The sequence below is a fragment of the Acidimicrobiales bacterium genome, assembly GCA_040219515.1.
Lineage (GTDB): Bacteria > Actinomycetota > Acidimicrobiia > Acidimicrobiales > Aldehydirespiratoraceae > JAJRXC01.
Genome location: JAVJSI010000007.1, coordinates 15,471 through 29,630, shown reverse-complemented (window position 1 = coordinate 29,630; position 14,160 = coordinate 15,471). Strand labels below are relative to the sequence as shown.

At 67.6% G+C, this 14,160-nt stretch carries 16 protein-coding genes and 1 tRNA gene; 10 read left to right on the top strand and 7 right to left on the bottom strand.

All coding sequences use genetic code 11. The features are described 5' to 3' along the window. The first annotated feature begins 17 nt into the window (after positions 1-17). The gene (locus tag RIB98_04615) at positions 18-473 is read left to right on the top strand and encodes a cupin domain-containing protein (GenBank protein ID MEQ8840240.1); all 456 of its coding nucleotides are present in this window, start codon (positions 18-20) and stop codon (positions 471-473) included. Positions 474-517: 44 nt separating this feature from the next. Beyond that, a tRNA-Val gene (locus tag RIB98_04610) sits at positions 518-591 on the top strand. A gap of 32 nt (positions 592-623) precedes the next feature. Here RIB98_04610 and RIB98_04605 read toward each other — a convergent pair. Together RIB98_04605 and RIB98_04600 are read right to left on the bottom strand one after the other, a co-directional pair. Continuing rightward, a complete protein-coding gene (locus tag RIB98_04605; GenBank protein ID MEQ8840239.1) occupies positions 624-1,043 on the bottom strand; it encodes a CBS domain-containing protein in 420 nt (139 codons plus the stop codon). 79 nt (positions 1,044-1,122) lie between these two features. Next, positions 1,123-1,557: a universal stress protein gene (locus RIB98_04600; GenBank protein MEQ8840238.1), complete on the bottom strand. Its 435-nt coding sequence runs from the start codon at positions 1,555-1,557 to the stop codon at positions 1,123-1,125. Positions 1,558-1,778: 221 nt separating this feature from the next. On the opposite strand from RIB98_04600, the gene RIB98_04595 reads away from it, so the two are divergent. The 6 genes from RIB98_04595 (at position 1,779) to RIB98_04570 (ending at position 6,725) form a co-directional block, all read left to right on the top strand. Next, on the top strand, positions 1,779-3,929 hold the full coding sequence (locus RIB98_04595) for an acyl-CoA dehydrogenase (GenBank protein ID MEQ8840237.1): 2,151 nt from the start codon (positions 1,779-1,781) through the stop codon (positions 3,927-3,929). A gap of 40 nt (positions 3,930-3,969) precedes the next feature. After that, on the top strand, positions 3,970-4,110 hold the full coding sequence (locus RIB98_04590) for a hypothetical protein (GenBank protein ID MEQ8840236.1): 141 nt from the start codon (positions 3,970-3,972) through the stop codon (positions 4,108-4,110). Positions 4,111-4,177: 67 nt separating this feature from the next. After that, positions 4,178-4,846: a protein-L-isoaspartate(D-aspartate) O-methyltransferase gene (locus tag RIB98_04585; GenBank protein MEQ8840235.1), complete on the top strand. Its 669-nt coding sequence runs from the start codon at positions 4,178-4,180 to the stop codon at positions 4,844-4,846. A 326-nt stretch (positions 4,847-5,172) separates the two neighbouring features. Beyond that, positions 5,173-5,898, top strand: a complete 726-nt coding sequence (locus RIB98_04580; protein MEQ8840234.1) for an S-layer homology domain-containing protein — start codon at positions 5,173-5,175, stop codon at positions 5,896-5,898. A 69-nt stretch (positions 5,899-5,967) separates the two neighbouring features. After that, positions 5,968-6,309: a PRC-barrel domain-containing protein gene (locus RIB98_04575; protein MEQ8840233.1), complete on the top strand. Its 342-nt coding sequence runs from the start codon at positions 5,968-5,970 to the stop codon at positions 6,307-6,309. An 83-nt stretch (positions 6,310-6,392) separates the two neighbouring features. Further along, positions 6,393-6,725 carry a zinc-binding dehydrogenase gene (locus RIB98_04570; protein MEQ8840232.1) on the top strand — a complete coding sequence of 111 codons (333 nt, stop codon included), beginning with the start codon at positions 6,393-6,395 and terminating at the stop codon, positions 6,723-6,725. On the opposite strand, the gene RIB98_04565 is transcribed toward RIB98_04570, so the two are convergent. The 3 genes from RIB98_04565 to RIB98_04555 all read right to left on the bottom strand — a co-directional run bounded on the left by RIB98_04565 (position 6,622) and on the right by RIB98_04555 (position 10,046). Continuing rightward, positions 6,622-7,755 (bottom strand): GGDEF domain-containing protein, encoded by a 1,134-nt coding sequence (locus RIB98_04565; protein MEQ8840231.1) that lies wholly within the window; start codon positions 7,753-7,755, stop codon positions 6,622-6,624. The genes RIB98_04570 and RIB98_04565 overlap by 104 nt on opposite strands. 165 nt (positions 7,756-7,920) lie before the next feature. Next, a complete protein-coding gene (locus RIB98_04560) occupies positions 7,921-8,466 on the bottom strand; it encodes a hypothetical protein (GenBank protein ID MEQ8840230.1) in 546 nt (181 codons plus the stop codon). A 128-nt stretch (positions 8,467-8,594) separates the two neighbouring features. Beyond that, positions 8,595-10,046 carry a sulfatase-like hydrolase/transferase gene (locus RIB98_04555; protein ID MEQ8840229.1) on the bottom strand — a complete coding sequence of 484 codons (1,452 nt, stop codon included), beginning with the start codon at positions 10,044-10,046 and terminating at the stop codon, positions 8,595-8,597. 36 nt (positions 10,047-10,082) lie between these two features. Here RIB98_04555 and RIB98_04550 point away from each other — a divergent pair, with 36 nt between their 5' ends. Then, positions 10,083-10,211: a type II toxin-antitoxin system VapC family toxin gene (locus RIB98_04550; GenBank protein MEQ8840228.1), complete on the top strand. Its 129-nt coding sequence runs from the start codon at positions 10,083-10,085 to the stop codon at positions 10,209-10,211. A 55-nt stretch (positions 10,212-10,266) separates the two neighbouring features. Further along, entirely contained in the window at positions 10,267-11,049 is a 783-nt protein-coding gene (locus RIB98_04545) for a DM13 domain-containing protein (protein MEQ8840227.1), read from the top strand. Between the two features lie 34 nt (positions 11,050-11,083). Here RIB98_04545 and RIB98_04540 read toward each other — a convergent pair whose 3' ends face one another. After that, complete coding sequence (locus RIB98_04540) at positions 11,084-11,419, bottom strand: site-2 protease family protein (protein ID MEQ8840226.1); 336 nt, start codon at positions 11,417-11,419, stop codon at positions 11,084-11,086. A gap of 72 nt (positions 11,420-11,491) precedes the next feature. Then, positions 11,492-14,104 (bottom strand): hypothetical protein, encoded by a 2,613-nt coding sequence (locus RIB98_04535; protein MEQ8840225.1) that lies wholly within the window; start codon positions 14,102-14,104, stop codon positions 11,492-11,494. Positions 14,105-14,160: the final 56 nt, after the last annotated feature.

Genomic DNA, 14,160 nt, shown 5'->3' with positions numbered 1-14,160 from the left:
AAGGGAAGGGCCGAAGCGTGGCAACGACGGGAACGAAGGACGTCTGGTTCGAAGGGGCATTCATGCGAGTGCTCGTGGACGCGGAGGAGACGGGTGGCGCGATGTCGATGATGGAGCACTGGTATCCGGCTGATTGGTCGCCGCCGCTGCACGTTCATCACCGCGAGGACCAGGTACTCCACGTGCTCGAGGGAGAGATCCGCTGCGGTTCGGCCGACGGGCCTGGGCGGCTTCTGAAGGCGGGTGAGTCCGTGTTCCTGCCCCGGGACGTGCCCCACACGTTCCTGTCGGGCGCGGAGGGAGCGAAGGTCCTCGAGATCAACACTCCCGGTGGTTTCGAGCGGTTCCATGTGGAAGCCGGCGACCCGGCGCTCGAGACCCGCATCCCCGATCCCAAGGAGGTCGACGTGCCCAAGCTCGTGGCCGCGGTCGCGCCGTACGATGCCGAGTTCGTCGGCCCACCGATGAGCTGAACCTGGTGTAGGGGTGATGGAAAGGCGGTATCGTCGTCGGCTCCGGGCGATTAGCTCAGCTGGCTAGAGCGCTGCCTTCACACGGCAGAGGTCGAGGGTTCAAGTCCCCCATCGCCCACCGAAAAAACTCAGGGCCGCGAGTCGTCGACGTCAGAGCAGTTCGGCCAGGTTGCGGATCAGGTCGCTGCTGGTGACGATGCCCTCGAGGCCGCCATCGTCGTTCAGCACGAGCACCGAGTGGTTGTCACCGGTCGAGAGGTGGTTGGCGACCGTGCGAACCGACTCGCCGTTGCGCACGGTGACGAGATCGGTCGACATCGTCTCCTCGAGGGTGAACTGGTGGTCGAGCATGGTGCGGAGCATGCGCTCGTCGTTGTTCTCCACGTCGTAGACCAGCTTGAGAATGTCCGTCGAGGAGATCATGCCGACGGGCTTGTCGCCGTTGACCACCGGGACGTGGTGGTACTCGCGGCGCTGGAGCAGGGCGTAGGCGTCCGACAGAGGCTGGCCGAGGTGGACGGTCTCGGGCTCGCGGGTCATGACGTCGGACAACTGGGGCTTGTGTTTCATGGCCCCAGCCTGACGTCGGTCTGCGGTGGGAGACAGGGTCGAAGGTCCTTCGGGCCAACTCGTCCGGCCGGCGTCCGGCTCAATCGCGGGCAGGGACGATGACGACGGGCACGTCGGCGCCTCGGACGATCTTCTCGGCAACACTGCCGAGCATCCATCGGGTCATGCCCGACCGCCCGTGACTGGGGATGACGATCATGTCGACGTTCTCGTGGGTTGCGACGTCGAGGATCCCCTCGGCCGGAAAGTCGCGGAACCCGACGGCAAACGAGGAGGTGACCGACGGTGCATTCTTCTCCGCGGCGCGACGGAGTGCGGCCCGAGCGGCTTCTTCGAGTGACAGGGGCTCTGACCCGGCGGACTCCTCGAGGATGGCACGCTCCGGAAGGTTGATGTTGACCATGACCACGAGTTCGCTGCCGAGGTGTCGGGCCAACATCCCCGCGTAGGCGATGCCGACCTCGGATCGCTCCGACAGGTCGGAGGGCACGAGGATCTTCTTCGGCTCCATCATCGGCAACGTCCCTTGTTCGTCGGGTGAACCCACACTCGTTCGTCGACTGCGAACGAAACAGAGCACAAGGTCCTGACTCGTCGGTTCGACTCTCGGGTCTGCAACCTCGGGCTCGGATCGCTGCGTCCGCTTCGGCGGCGAACGGCGAATTGCCGGAGGAGGTTCGCCCGACGCATCGTGGTCACCGCCGGCCCGCCGCGGGCCCAGAAAGCCGAGGACCCATGTCGATCGCGATCACCGAGGACCACCGCGCCCTGGCCGACACTGCGTCGGATTTCCTGCGGGCCCGAGACGCCCGCGGCGCGGCCCGGGCGCTGCTGGACGCAGCGGAGGAGGTACGGCCGGCCTGGTGGGACGAACTCGCCGGGCTGGGCTGGCTTGGGCTCCACGTCGCCGAGGAACGCGGCGGGTCCGGGTTCGGCATGGAGGAGCTGGTCGTCGTGGTCGAGGAGATGGGCCGCGCCGTCGCGCCCGGCCCCTTCGTGCCGACCGTGATCGTGAGCGCGCTGATCGACATGGCCGGCGACGACGCCACCAAGCAACGGCTGCTCCCTGGCCTCGTCGACGGTTCGATGGTCGCAGGCGTCGCCCCGCGAGGCTCGGTCGTGGTCGACGGGGGCACCGCAACGGGCTCCGCCGTCGTCCTCGGCGGCGGTCTCGGTCAGCTGTTCGCCTTCGTCGCCGGTGACGACGTGGCCCTGGTCGAACCGGGACCCGGGGTCGTGGTCGATGTGCCCGCCAATCTCGATCCGTCGCGTCGGTCGGCCCGGGTGACGCTCGATGGCGCGCCGGTGACGCTCATCGCCGGGGCGGGGCGACTGCTGATCGACGTGTCGCGCCTCATCCTGTCGGCCGAGGCCGTGGGCATGGCCCGCGAGTGCACCGAACTCGCGGCGGCCTACGCGAAGGAAAGGCTGCAGTTCGGCCGAGTGATCGGCACCTATCAGGCCGTGAAGCACCATTGCGCCAACATGGTGGTGGCCACCGAGATGGCCACGTCGGCGGTGTGGGACGCGGCGAAGGCCGCAGCCACCGGCGGCGATCAGCTGTCGTACACCGCCGCGGTCGCAGCCACGCTGGCCGCGCCGGCGGCCGACCTCTGCGCCAACCTCAACACCCAGGTGCACGGCGGCATCGCCATCACGTGGGAACACGACGCCCATCTCTACATGCGGCGGGCCACGACCTTGCTTGCCCTTCTCGAAGCCGACGTCGCCGCCGCCGATCTCACCGATCTCACCCGGCGGGGCGTGCGTCGGGGCAAGCAGGTGGAGCTCCCGCCGGAGTCCGAGCCGATCCGGGCCGAGGTGCGGGCGTTCGCCGAGAGCATCGCCGGTCTCAGCGCCGAGGAGCAGCGGGACCGCCTCATCGAGACCGGCTACGTGATGCCGCACTGGCCCAAGCCCTACGGTCGCGAAGCGGGTGCCGTCGAGCAGCTCGTGGTCGAGCAGGAGTTCGAGAAGGCCGGAGTCCAACGACCCGGCTACGGCATCACCGCGTGGAACATCCTCACGATCATCCAGTACGCCACGCAGGACCAGCTCGACCGTTGGGTCCTCCCCGCGCTGCGCCAGGAGGTCATCTGGTGCCAGCTGTTCAGTGAGCCCGACGCGGGTTCGGATGCCGCCGGCGTGAAGACCAAGGCGACGCGGGTCGACGGCGGGTGGCTGGTGAACGGTCAGAAGGTCTGGACTTCGGGCGCGCATGTCGCGGGGATGGGGTTCGCCACGGTGCGCACCGATCCCGACGTGCCCAAGCACGACGGCATCACCACGATGGTCATCGACATGCACGCCGAGGGGGTCGAGGTGCGGCCTCTGAAGATGACCACCGGCAACTCGGAGTTCAACGAGGTGTTCTTCTCCGATGTCTTCGTCGCCGACGACGACGTGGTCGGTCCCGTCGACGGTGGCTGGACCGTCGCACGCGCCACGTTGGGCAACGAGAGTGTCAGCATCGGTGGTGGTGGCGGCGGGATGTCGATGCCCGGTGAGGCGCTCGTCAGCGCCTTCGACGCCCATCCGGAGCGCCTCGCCGGTGGCGCAGCACGCGTGGGTCGCTACATCGCCGAGCATCAGGCCATGGGCCTGCTCAACCTGCGCGCAGCGAACCGTGCCGTGTCGGGAGCCGGTCCGGGACCGGAGGGCGCGATGACCAAGCTGGTGCTGTCGGAGATCGGCCACGAGGCCGCCGCGATCCTGACCGAACTCAACGGCGCCGACTCCCTCTTCATGGACGGAGCCGGCGAGATGAGCAACATGATGGTCCTCATGCATCGAGGCATGTCGATCGCGGGAGGGACCTCCGAGATCAAGCGAAATCAGATCGGTGAGCGAATTCTCGGGCTTCCCCGAGACCCGCTCATCAAGTGAGGCGACGTCCGTTTCGCCCCGACACAACAGGCAAACCGACATGAACGAGACCCCGCACCTCCCCGAGGGTCTGGTCCTCACCCGTGCGACCGACCTGTTCGAGGACGACCCGGCCGCGGCCGCTACCGTCGGTGGCGGCGACGCTGTGGTCGTCGATCACGTCACGGCCGGTGGCGGCTGATGCCACGCTCCGACACGACGCGTGGCGTCGACGGTTGGATCCGGTGCGACTCGGGTAGTTGGGAGCCATGACTGACGAAGCTCGCTCGACGATGGTCGAACGCACCATCGCCGCCAGAGGGATCACGGGGGAGGCGGTCCTCGACGCCTTTCGTTTCGTGCCTCGGGAGAAGTTCGTGTCATCCGAGATGGTGGAGTTCGCCTACGACGACTCGGCGTTGCCGATCGAGGAGGGTCAGACCATCAGCCAACCGTATGTGGTTGCGGTCATGACCGAGGCGCTCGAGATCGGCGACGGCGACCGGGTGCTCGAGATCGGCACGGGATCGGGGTACGGCGCGGCAATTCTCGGTCGGGTCGCCCACGAGGTCTGGTCGATAGAGCGGCATCGGCCACTGGCGGAGAAGGCGCGCGCCAGACTGGAGGACCTCGGCTACGACAACGTACACGTCGTGGTCGGGGACGGCACCCTGGGGTGGCCCGACGCGGCGCCCTTCGACGCGATCTCGGTGACGGCCGGCGGCCCGAACGTTCCCCGACATCTGACCGACCAGCTCGTCGACGGTGGTCGCCTCGTCATCCCCGTCGGTGGCCAGGACCGCGAACAGCGGCTGGTTCGCCTTCGACGGCAAGGCGACGATCTGATCGACGAGGAGCTCGGAGCGGTGCGCTTCGTGCCCCTCATCGGCGAGCATGGCTGGGTCGAGGGCGCCGAGGGTCACCCCGGTGGGAGGTGAGGTCGGACGTAACGAGGAGTCTCCGCATGATGCACCGGCGGTGGGGGTCGCACCCTCGCCATGGACGACCGGAGGCAGACATGGACGTGAGCAACATCATCGTGGTGGCCGGGACGGTCCGGAGGATGGCTGCAGCCATGTCGCTCGCCGGCCGGATCGCCGCACCGACCGACTGCACGCCGCTGCCGACCGACCCGTGATCGCGCCGCAGACAACAGCGATCGCCATCAGGTCGGGGTTTGGGGAACACCCATGTTTACGGTGTCGCCGGGTCGGGTATGGGCGCGGAGTGCGGCCAGATGGGCAGGCACGACGAAGGAGGCTCCATGACCATCACCATCACCAAGTGGCGACTCGCCCTCGTTGTCGCCGCGTTGGCGCTCCTGGCGCCGGCCACGGCAGTGGCGACTCACATTTTCGACGACGTCGCCGACGATCGATTCTTCTCTGAACCCGTCGAGTGGGCAGCCGCCAACGACATCACCACTGGCGTGTCGCCGAACCTGTTCGCACCGGACGATGAAGTGACGCGTGGCGAAGCTGTCACGTTCCTCAAGCGCTACAACGACAACATCGTGGAGCCCGGTCTGGCCGGGGTGGAAGCCGGCGTCGGCGCCCTGAGTGTCGACGACCTCGTCGGGATGTTCGCCAGCGACGAGATAACCGACGACGTCGACATCACCAGTACCAGCAGTGTCGATCTCGGCCTCGATGCGACCGTCACCGTACCGGCCGGCCACACCGGGGTGATCGTCGCGACCTTCTCCGCGGAGTCGGCGTGCTACGGCGGCGACGGCTCGTTTGACTGGTGCGAGGTCAACATCCTGCGCGACGGATTGACGCCGCTGGGCGTTCCGGTCTTCGCCTTCGACAGCACCGACATGGGGTCGGAGACGCTCGAGTCCTGGGAGGCACGCTCAGCCACTCGTATCTCCGAGGAGCTGCCGGCCGGCACCTACACGGTGAGTGTGGTCGCTCGATCGGAGGACGGATCGTCGACGTTCCGCCTCGATGACATGGTGCTCACCGCCGACGTCAAGCTCAGGTCCTGAAGCGCAACACGATCCGACCACATCACGGAAGCACATCACGGAAGCACATCACGGAAGGAAGGTACGACAGTGACGAATCTCTGGTTCTACCGAGCGACGATCGGGCAGCCTCAACGCGACCTCACCGGCTTCGACGTCGAAGCAACTGACGGCTCGATCGGCTCGGTCGACGAGAACACCACCGACCGCGACCATCTCGTGGTCGACACCGGATTCTGGATCTTCGGCAAGCGACGACTCCTGCCGGCAGGAGTCGTCGACCGCATCGACTACGACGACGAGAAGGTCTATGTCAACCTCACGAAGGACCAGGTGAAGGACGCGCCCGACCTCGACGAGTCCCTCGACCGCAGCTTCGCCGAATGGAACCGGGCTCCGTACCAGGAGTACTACCACCCGTACGGTTGGTGACGAACGGGCACTCGGTCCCCGGTTTCTCGGCACGAGCGAAGTCCTCGTTTCAGCGGATCCGTCGCTGACGTCGCGGCGTCGACGTGGCGCTCGACTCGGTCGGCGGCGATGTCGCCACCGACGGCGCCGCCATGTCGGTTCAACCGGCGATCTACGGCAACTTCTCCCTGTGCGGCGTCTGCCTGGCCTACAGCCCCGATCCGCTCGTCGCGAAGCTGACCACCGGGCTCAACTGGCCCTCTCGAACCGAGGGCATCGCGGCCCACGAGCAGATCCTCGAGCTCATCCGGACCGGCGCGGTGCGCACGGTGGTCACGTCGACGATCGGCTTCGATGACCTTCCCGAGGCGATGGAACGTCAGGAACGGCGAGAGACGATGGGGCGAACGGTCGTCGAAGCGCGGCCGCGGCCGTAGCGTGCCCTTCCGTCGACGGCTCGGGCGGGGTCGTCGGAACGAACGGCTCGCCGATCGTGATGCCGGCAGGACCCCAGGTTCCCGGTCGGCCACGTCCGGCGACCTTGGCGGAGTACAGGGCTTCGTCGGCGCGGGCGAGGAAGACATCGGTCGAGTCGATCGAGTCGTCGAGCAGACTGACGCCGGCGCTGGTGGCAAGGCACTCCACGGGATTCGGTACCTGGTTCATGGCCTCGGCGACGCGTGTCGCATAGCGCAACGCATCGCCGACTTGGGCGCCCGGGAGTGCAACGGCGAACTCCTCGCCACCGAGACGGGCGATCAGGTCACACTGTCGTGTTGCGCCCCGTAGCGCTTCGGCTGCGTGCCGGAGCGCGTCATCGCCGACTGCGTGGCCGAACCGATCGTTGATCGCCTTGAAGTGGTCGAGGTCGAACATCACCAGCGCGAGTCGCCCATCGCCGGAGGCGGCGTCGTCGATGAGTCGTCCCAGTTGCGGGTAGAAGGCTCGGCGGTTGAGCAGTCCGGTCAACGGGTCGGTCTCGGCGGCGAACGCCAGTTCAGCCCGAAGTTGCCGCTCCTTCGTCGTCATCGACGAAATCAGCCATGCCATCAGACCGAGCGAGGTCGTGGTGCCGATGAAGGTGTCGACTCGAAGCGTGGCGCCATCATTGACGAGGAGCCCGGCCGCGAGAGCGGCGACCGAGACGCCGTATCCCGCAGCCGTGAGGCGCGGCGAGGAGAAGTTGGCAAGGAGCGCGACGGGCCACAGAAAGAACATCGGTGCCGTACCGAGGGGTTCGGACAGCGCGATGAGCACGCCTACCAGGGTCATGCTGGCGAGCGCCGCCGCCTCCAGGGCAGGGCGTGTCACCCCCGGCATGAGCGCGATCCCGACGCCGCAGACCAAGAGGATCCCGGCGAAGCAACTCTGAGCCATCTGTGCCTGCGGGGTCTGTTGCGTCGTCCACACGGCGATGCCGCTCGTGATCCCGCCTCCGACGAACATCGCGATGGAGACGCGTCTCATCGACGAGAGTCGCGACCGTCTCTCGGCCGCATGTGCTGCGGGCATCGTGGTCATCTGGTTCGCGTATCGGCCGAGAGGCGCGGAACTTGACCTCATCGACGACGACCCGTGGGAGACCAACGAGGCGTTCGCCTCCATGTACGCCGCCACGACCTGTGGCCGGCACTACTCCTGGACGCCGATCGGAGCCGGGAGGAGGTCGGAGAGCAGGTTGTCCCATTCGTCGATGCCGCAACCGTTGGCGCGGTCGACGGTGGTGTCGACGGCCACGTCGTCGATACGGCCGGTGATGGTCGCGGTGTCGTCGCCGCCGTAGTTCTCGGTGCAGAGCCGATCGGTGGGAACGCCGTCAATGAGTCGTGCCTGGACGGCTGATTCGGCCAGCGCCGTGCAGGCGGCCTGATCGGTGACGCCGACATCGTCGCCGTCGACCGTTGCGGTGTCGCCGAGGCAGGTGATCCGGTAGGTGCTGGTCACACCGGCGGACGCGTGCTCGTACTCGATCGTCAGGTCGGCGATCGGGTAGGGGCCGGCGCCGAGCGGTCCCTCGTCGGTCGGCGGATCATCGCCGTCGTCCGAAGGGACATCACCGGTTCCCGACGGGTCGTCGCCGGCGTCGACGGGGTTGCCGTCGTCGCCACAGGACGATGCCAGCGACGCAACCAGCAACAGAGACAGACAGAGCAACGAAGTGTGGGCGAATCGGGTCATCAGGAATCCTCTCTCGGCCGGGCGCTCAGCCCGCCGATACGACGTATCGCACGGGCGGGCGGTTCCCGAGGTTGCCACCTTTCGCGACGGAAGGTGTTTCGGTCCTCGCCATCGGTGTCCGAGTACAGCTAGCGCCAGCCGTGGGGGATCTCCGGGAATCGCGGGTCGGCGTTCCAGGGGATCACGTCGGACGTCGCGACCAGCCAGTCGAGAAGGTGTCCTTTCAGCTCGGCGAGGATGTCGCCGTGGCGGGGATCGTCGACGACGTTCACGATCTCGTGCGGATCGGTGTCGCGCAGATACAGCTCGTCGGACTCGCACTGGCGGTAGACGTAGGTGAACTGCGGGCTGCGGATGGCCTGGGCCTTGCCGACCAGCTCCGGCAGCTCCCGTTGGATGTCGGCCTTGTGCTGGTAGATCCACCCGGCCGCCTCGAAGAGGTCGACGTCCTGGGGACTGAAGCCGCCCTCGCTGAACACGTGGGCCCGATGCTCGGCGCCGGGGTTCGCGAACAGGGGGGTGAGGCTGCGACCGAAGTGGGTGTGGCTCGACTCGATATCCCCGACCTCGAGCAGCGTGGGCAGCACGTCGATGAGCTCGACTCCGGCCGAGCACACACTTCCCTCGGTCACGCCGGGGCCGGCGACGATCAGCGGATTCCTGACCAGCGAGGGGTCGAGGCCCGACGGCCACTTCTCGACCAGGCCGAAGTCGCCGAGGTACTCACCGTGATCGGTGAGATAGACGAAGATCGTGTTGTCGAGCTCGCCGGCCCGGTCGACGGCTTGCACGACACGGCCGAGCTGATCGTCGGTGCGACTGACCATGCCGTAGTAGGTGGCCGTGATCTCGCGGAAGTCGGCTTCGTCGAGCTCGTCCCAGCCGTAGCGACGGCGGTACTCGGCCATGAAACCGGGTTTGCCCACACCTGCGTCGCGGGGGATGGGCAGCGGCACGTCGGCCCGGTCGTGCAGCGAGAACCAGGGGTCCTCCACCATGAAGGGCGGGTGCGGATTCACGAGTGGCACCCACAGGGCGAAGGGTTGATCCCTGCTCGAGACCTCGTCGATCCAGGCGATGGCGGTCTGCACGGCTGCCTCGTCGCCGTCGAGCCGAGGTTTGTCGCCCTGACGCCCGAAGTAGAAGGCCTGGAACATGCGATGGCCCTCGGGATGGGCCATCGAGAGCGACTCGAACAGATTGGCGGCGGGTTCGACGATGTAGCCGCACACGTCGGTGCTCGCCTCGGTGACACCGGCGGCGAACACGTCGCCGCGGTTGCCGGCCAGACACACCTGATACCCGCCGTCGCGCAGGAGACGGAGCATGTTCGGTTCGTTCTCGGTCAGGAGGTTGTCGAGCGTGCGGTGACCGGCCACGTGCGGATACCAGCCGGTCATCAGCGACACCCGGCTGGGTCCGCACACCGAATGCTGCCCCCACGCGTTGTCGAAACGCATGCCGCGGGCGGCCAGTGCGTCGATGTTCGGCGTCTGCACGACGGTGTTGCCGAACGCCCCGACGGCGTCGGCCCGCTGCTGATCGGGCATGAAGATCACGACGTTGGGTCTGGAACTCATGCGCGTCTCCTGTGAGGCCGTGCGTCCTGCCGGGCAGTGCGAAATGTAGGACCGGGCAGGGAACGGGACAAGCGCACGTTCTCCTACGCCCTCGCTCGCGAGCTCGGACAGCCGCTGCTCTTCTTGGGTGACGACTTCGCCCGCACCGACGTCACCGCAGCCTGACGGTTTTCCGGGACTCGGGAACGATCGCCGAGTCCGCGGCGTTCCCTTGTGCATCATGGTCCAACGAATCACTCGTCTCGAGATCGCGGTCGCTGCGATCATCGCCGCACTCATGCTCGTATTGGTGATCCTCGAACCGGAGATCATCGAGGCCCCGTTCGAGAACGCTCGGGCCGTCCTGTTCACGGTCGGCGGAACCGTCCTCGCGGCGATCGCCTTCGTGGTCATGCTGCGGCTGCGGGTACCGCCGTTCGCCCGCGTCGTGCTGCTGCTCGTGCCGTTCCTGGCCGTCAACTGGTGGCTCATCTCGCCCTACTTCATCGACGATGTCGTCGACGAGGAGTTCTCCACGTCGATCGCCGATCAGCTCGCCGATCCTGTCGAATCCGCACCCACAGCAACGCCTGCGGAGTCCGACGTGAGTGCACCGACTGCGACAGAACCGACCGTCACGGATCCGACCGCCACCGAGGAGCCGTCACCCACCGCCGAACCGCCGGCGGGACCCGTGCTGCTCGGCGCCGGCCAGTTCGTGGGCCTCGCCGGCCACTCCGGGTCGGGCGACGCCGGGATCTTCGAGAACCCCGACGGTTCGTTCGTATTGCGGTTCGAAAACTTCGACATCCAGAACGGACCCGATCTCGAGGTCTACCTCGTGCCGGGTGTCGGCCAGACCTCGCTGGCCGCCGGTTCGGTCCATCTCGGTGCGCTCAAGGGCAACGTCGGCGATCAGAGCTACGACCTGCCGGCCGGCACCGAGCTCGACGGCGCGTACACCGCCCTGGTGTGGTGCGAGGCCTTCACCGTCGAATTCGTCGGCGCCACGATCAGCGTCTGATCTCGGTGCGCTGGTCGGGATCGACCGGCCACGATCACGACGAGGGCGCGCCCCTCCGGCTTCCCACCTGCCCCGCCTCGCGGAGGAACCAGCCGAGCATCAGCAACGAGAGGCCACCGAGCAAGCCGCCGGCAGACGCCTCCAGGAGTCCGAGTCCGATCATGGCCGCGCCGATTATCCGGCCCGCGCCCGCGGCGCGCCGGGTGGCGGCACTGCGACCACCTGTTCGTCGCCAGATCCAGGCCTGGCAGATGCGACCCCCGTCGAGCGGGAAGGCGGGGAAGAGGTTGAACACCGCCAGCGGCAGACTCAGGGAACCGAACGAAAACAGACCGGCCCCGGCGAGGGTGTCGCCGGCAACGAGCGCCACGGCCACCCCGACTTCCCCCGCACCGACGTCTCGGCGGCCTGAGCACAGACCGGTTCGGCCCCGTGGCTGTGATCAGCGCGTCCAGACCTGGACGTAGGCGGGGTCGTCGGGCGTCATGACCAGTTCTGTGTCGCTGCATTCCACCGTGTAGGGGCCGAACGGGGCGACGAAGTAGTCCTCGACGATGTCGATGTCGCTCATGTCGAACGGCTGACCACCGAGGGTGAACTGCGCCACGATTTCGGGATCCTCGGTGCCGACGAAGGAAGCGGTGGTCGACTCGTCCTCGACCCTGAAGTTGCCCGTTGCTTCCCAGCTGAACCAGACTTCGATGGAGACGGGATCGGCGTCGAGGGTGACCCTCAGGTTGTCGTAGGTGACCGTGGCGGCACCCCGCTCACCGATCCGAAGGCTGGCGAATCCGGTCGGCGCCCGGGTGGCACCCGAGAGCCCGGCGTTCTCGAGCGCCGTGGCGAGTGAACGGGCGTAGCTCTCGGTATCGAGCGACCACGCGCCGGCGACGCAGAGCGGTTCGTCACCGTCGCTGCTGCCGCCGCTGGATCCCCCTGTGGTCCCGCCGGAGCCGTCCTCGTCATCGATCGGTGCGTCGTCCCACACACCGTCACCGTCGAAATCGGTCTCGCGGCGGTCGGGGGTGCCGTCCTCGTCCGTGTCGTACTCACGCGTGTCGAACCGGCCGTCGCCGTCGGTGTCGATGTGGGCCTCTTCGCCCCTGCCGTCGCCGTCGCGGTCGAAGATGCGCCGCTCAACGACACCATCGTGGTTCGCGTCGATCTCGATCAGGTCGTACAGCCCGTCGCCGTCGGTGTCGAGCTGCATGGTGTCGCCCCAGCCGTCGCCGTCGGTGTCACGGACCCGTCGCTCGTAGAAACCGTCGCCGTCCTCATCGATGTCGAGCCGCTCGAAGTTCCCGTCGCCGTCCTCGTCGAAGTACTGCTCCTCGTACCTGCCGTCGCCGTCGCGGTCCCGATCGCGTTGCTCGGGTCGACCGTCGCCGTCGGCGTCGTACTCCCGGCGGTCGAAGATGCCGTCGCCGTCGTCGTCGATGAGGACCTCGTCGGCAACGCCGTCGCCGTTCGTGTCGATGGCACGTTGCTCGATGATGCCGTTGCCGTCGCGGTCGACCTCGACGGTGTCCGCTCGGCCGTCGCCGTCGGTGTCGAGGTGCCGTTCGTCGCCGACGCCGTCGCCGTCGGTGTCGCGGATCCGTTCCTCCGGGACACCGTTGCCGTCGGCATCGATCTCGATGGTGTCGAAGATGCCGTCGCCGTCGGTGTCGAGCTGCGCCGTGTCGCCGACGCCGTTTCCGTCGGTGTCGTACACGCGTTTCTCGGGGACGCCGTTGCCGTCGGCATCGATCTCGACGACCTCGTACCTGCCGTCGCCGTCGGTGTCGAACTGGGCCTCGTCGCCGATGCCGTCGCCGTCGGTGTCGTAGACGCGTTGCTCGGGCACGCCGTCGTTGTCGGCATCGATGTCGAGTCGGTCGAAATCGCCGTCGCCATTGGTGTCGTAGAACGTCTGGTCGGCGATGCCGTCGCCGTCCGTGTCCCGGGTTCGACGGTCCACCAGGCCGTCACCGTCGTCGTCGAAATCGTTGGTCGCCGACATGTCGGTCCCTGCGCTCGAATCGCCGAGATCGGTGCCGTTGCCCGACCCAGCGGTCTCTCCGCCCGGCGGGATGACCGTGATCTCGGTGTCGCCGTCGGTCGTCGTCGTGTCCACGATGCCGTCGTAGTTCTCGTCGATCCGGACGGTTTCGAAGCGCCCGTCGTAGTCGGTGTCCTGGAGCCAGACATCCACGAAGCCGTCGCCGTTGCTATCACGCTCGAACTGATCGGCCCGTCCGTCGCCGTTCGTGTCCCACTCCCACTGGTCGATGAACCCGTCACCATCGGTGTCGCGTTGACGGGTGGACGTCCGGGTCTGGGCGAGCGGACCCGGACGGTGCGGGCTCGCCGCAGCGAGCGTCAGTACCGTGCCCGCTGGTCGATCGGATGCCGTCGAGACCGACACCAGCTGCGGCTGGGGTGCGTCCGGGCGTTCGGTGCTCTCGTCGGTGTCGAACGTCCCGTCGCCGTCGACATCTCGCTGGAGGCTCTCGAAGACCCCGTCGCCGTCGAGATCCTCCAGGCGCTGTTCGACGATGCCGTCGCCGTCCTCGTCGAGGTCGAAACGGTCGGGTTGACCGTCGCCGTCGACATCGGTCAGCGCGCGAACCGGGTCGGGCCCCGGCACCTGCTCGAGGAGGGCGGCAACGCGCGAGAACGGCGCCTCGATCTCGGCGGCCACCTCATCGTCCGCCACCTGATCGGGCGTCCCGTCGCCGTCGCTGTCGACCACCAGCTCGTCGAACACGCCGTCACCATCGGTGTCGCGCGCCTCCCGCGTCGTGTCGCCGTCGGTGGTGGTGATGGATTCGTAGCGCCCGTCCCGGTCGTCGTCCAGCAGGGTCGTCAGGATGCCGTCGTCCTCGGCCACGAACTCGACGATCCGGGGCGGGCTCACCCGATCGACGGTGAACAGGCTCACCTCCGCCGGCGAGGTGCGCGGATTCGCTTCCCCGGCGGTGGCCGGCGACGAGCTGGTGGGAGACTCTTCGGCCCCGTTGTCGCTCCCACCGCAGCCTGCCGCGGTGAGCAGGATCAGCGCCACGACTGCCACGAGCGTTCGGTGGCCGGCTCGTCGGCCTGTCCTCGGTGTGACCAGGCCTCGAGCTC

Coding starts and splice junctions, on each gene's coding strand:
- RIB98_04605 (MEQ8840239.1), bottom strand. CDS start 1,043: ATGAAACACAAGCCCCAGTTGTCCGACGTCATGACCCGCGAGCCCGAG.
- RIB98_04600 (MEQ8840238.1), bottom strand. CDS start 1,557: ATGATGGAGCCGAAGAAGATCCTCGTGCCCTCCGACCTGTCGGAGCGA.
- RIB98_04595 (MEQ8840237.1), top strand. CDS start 1,779: ATGTCGATCGCGATCACCGAGGACCACCGCGCCCTGGCCGACACTGCG.
- RIB98_04590 (MEQ8840236.1), top strand. CDS start 3,970: ATGAACGAGACCCCGCACCTCCCCGAGGGTCTGGTCCTCACCCGTGCG.
- RIB98_04585 (MEQ8840235.1), top strand. CDS start 4,178: ATGACTGACGAAGCTCGCTCGACGATGGTCGAACGCACCATCGCCGCC.
- RIB98_04580 (MEQ8840234.1), top strand. CDS start 5,173: ATGACCATCACCATCACCAAGTGGCGACTCGCCCTCGTTGTCGCCGCG.
- RIB98_04565 (MEQ8840231.1), bottom strand. CDS start 7,755: ATGAGACGCGTCTCCATCGCGATGTTCGTCGGAGGCGGGATCACGAGC.
- RIB98_04560 (MEQ8840230.1), bottom strand. CDS start 8,466: ATGACCCGATTCGCCCACACTTCGTTGCTCTGTCTGTCTCTGTTGCTG.
- RIB98_04555 (MEQ8840229.1), bottom strand. CDS start 10,046: ATGAGTTCCAGACCCAACGTCGTGATCTTCATGCCCGATCAGCAGCGG.
- RIB98_04545 (MEQ8840227.1), top strand. CDS start 10,267: ATGGTCCAACGAATCACTCGTCTCGAGATCGCGGTCGCTGCGATCATC.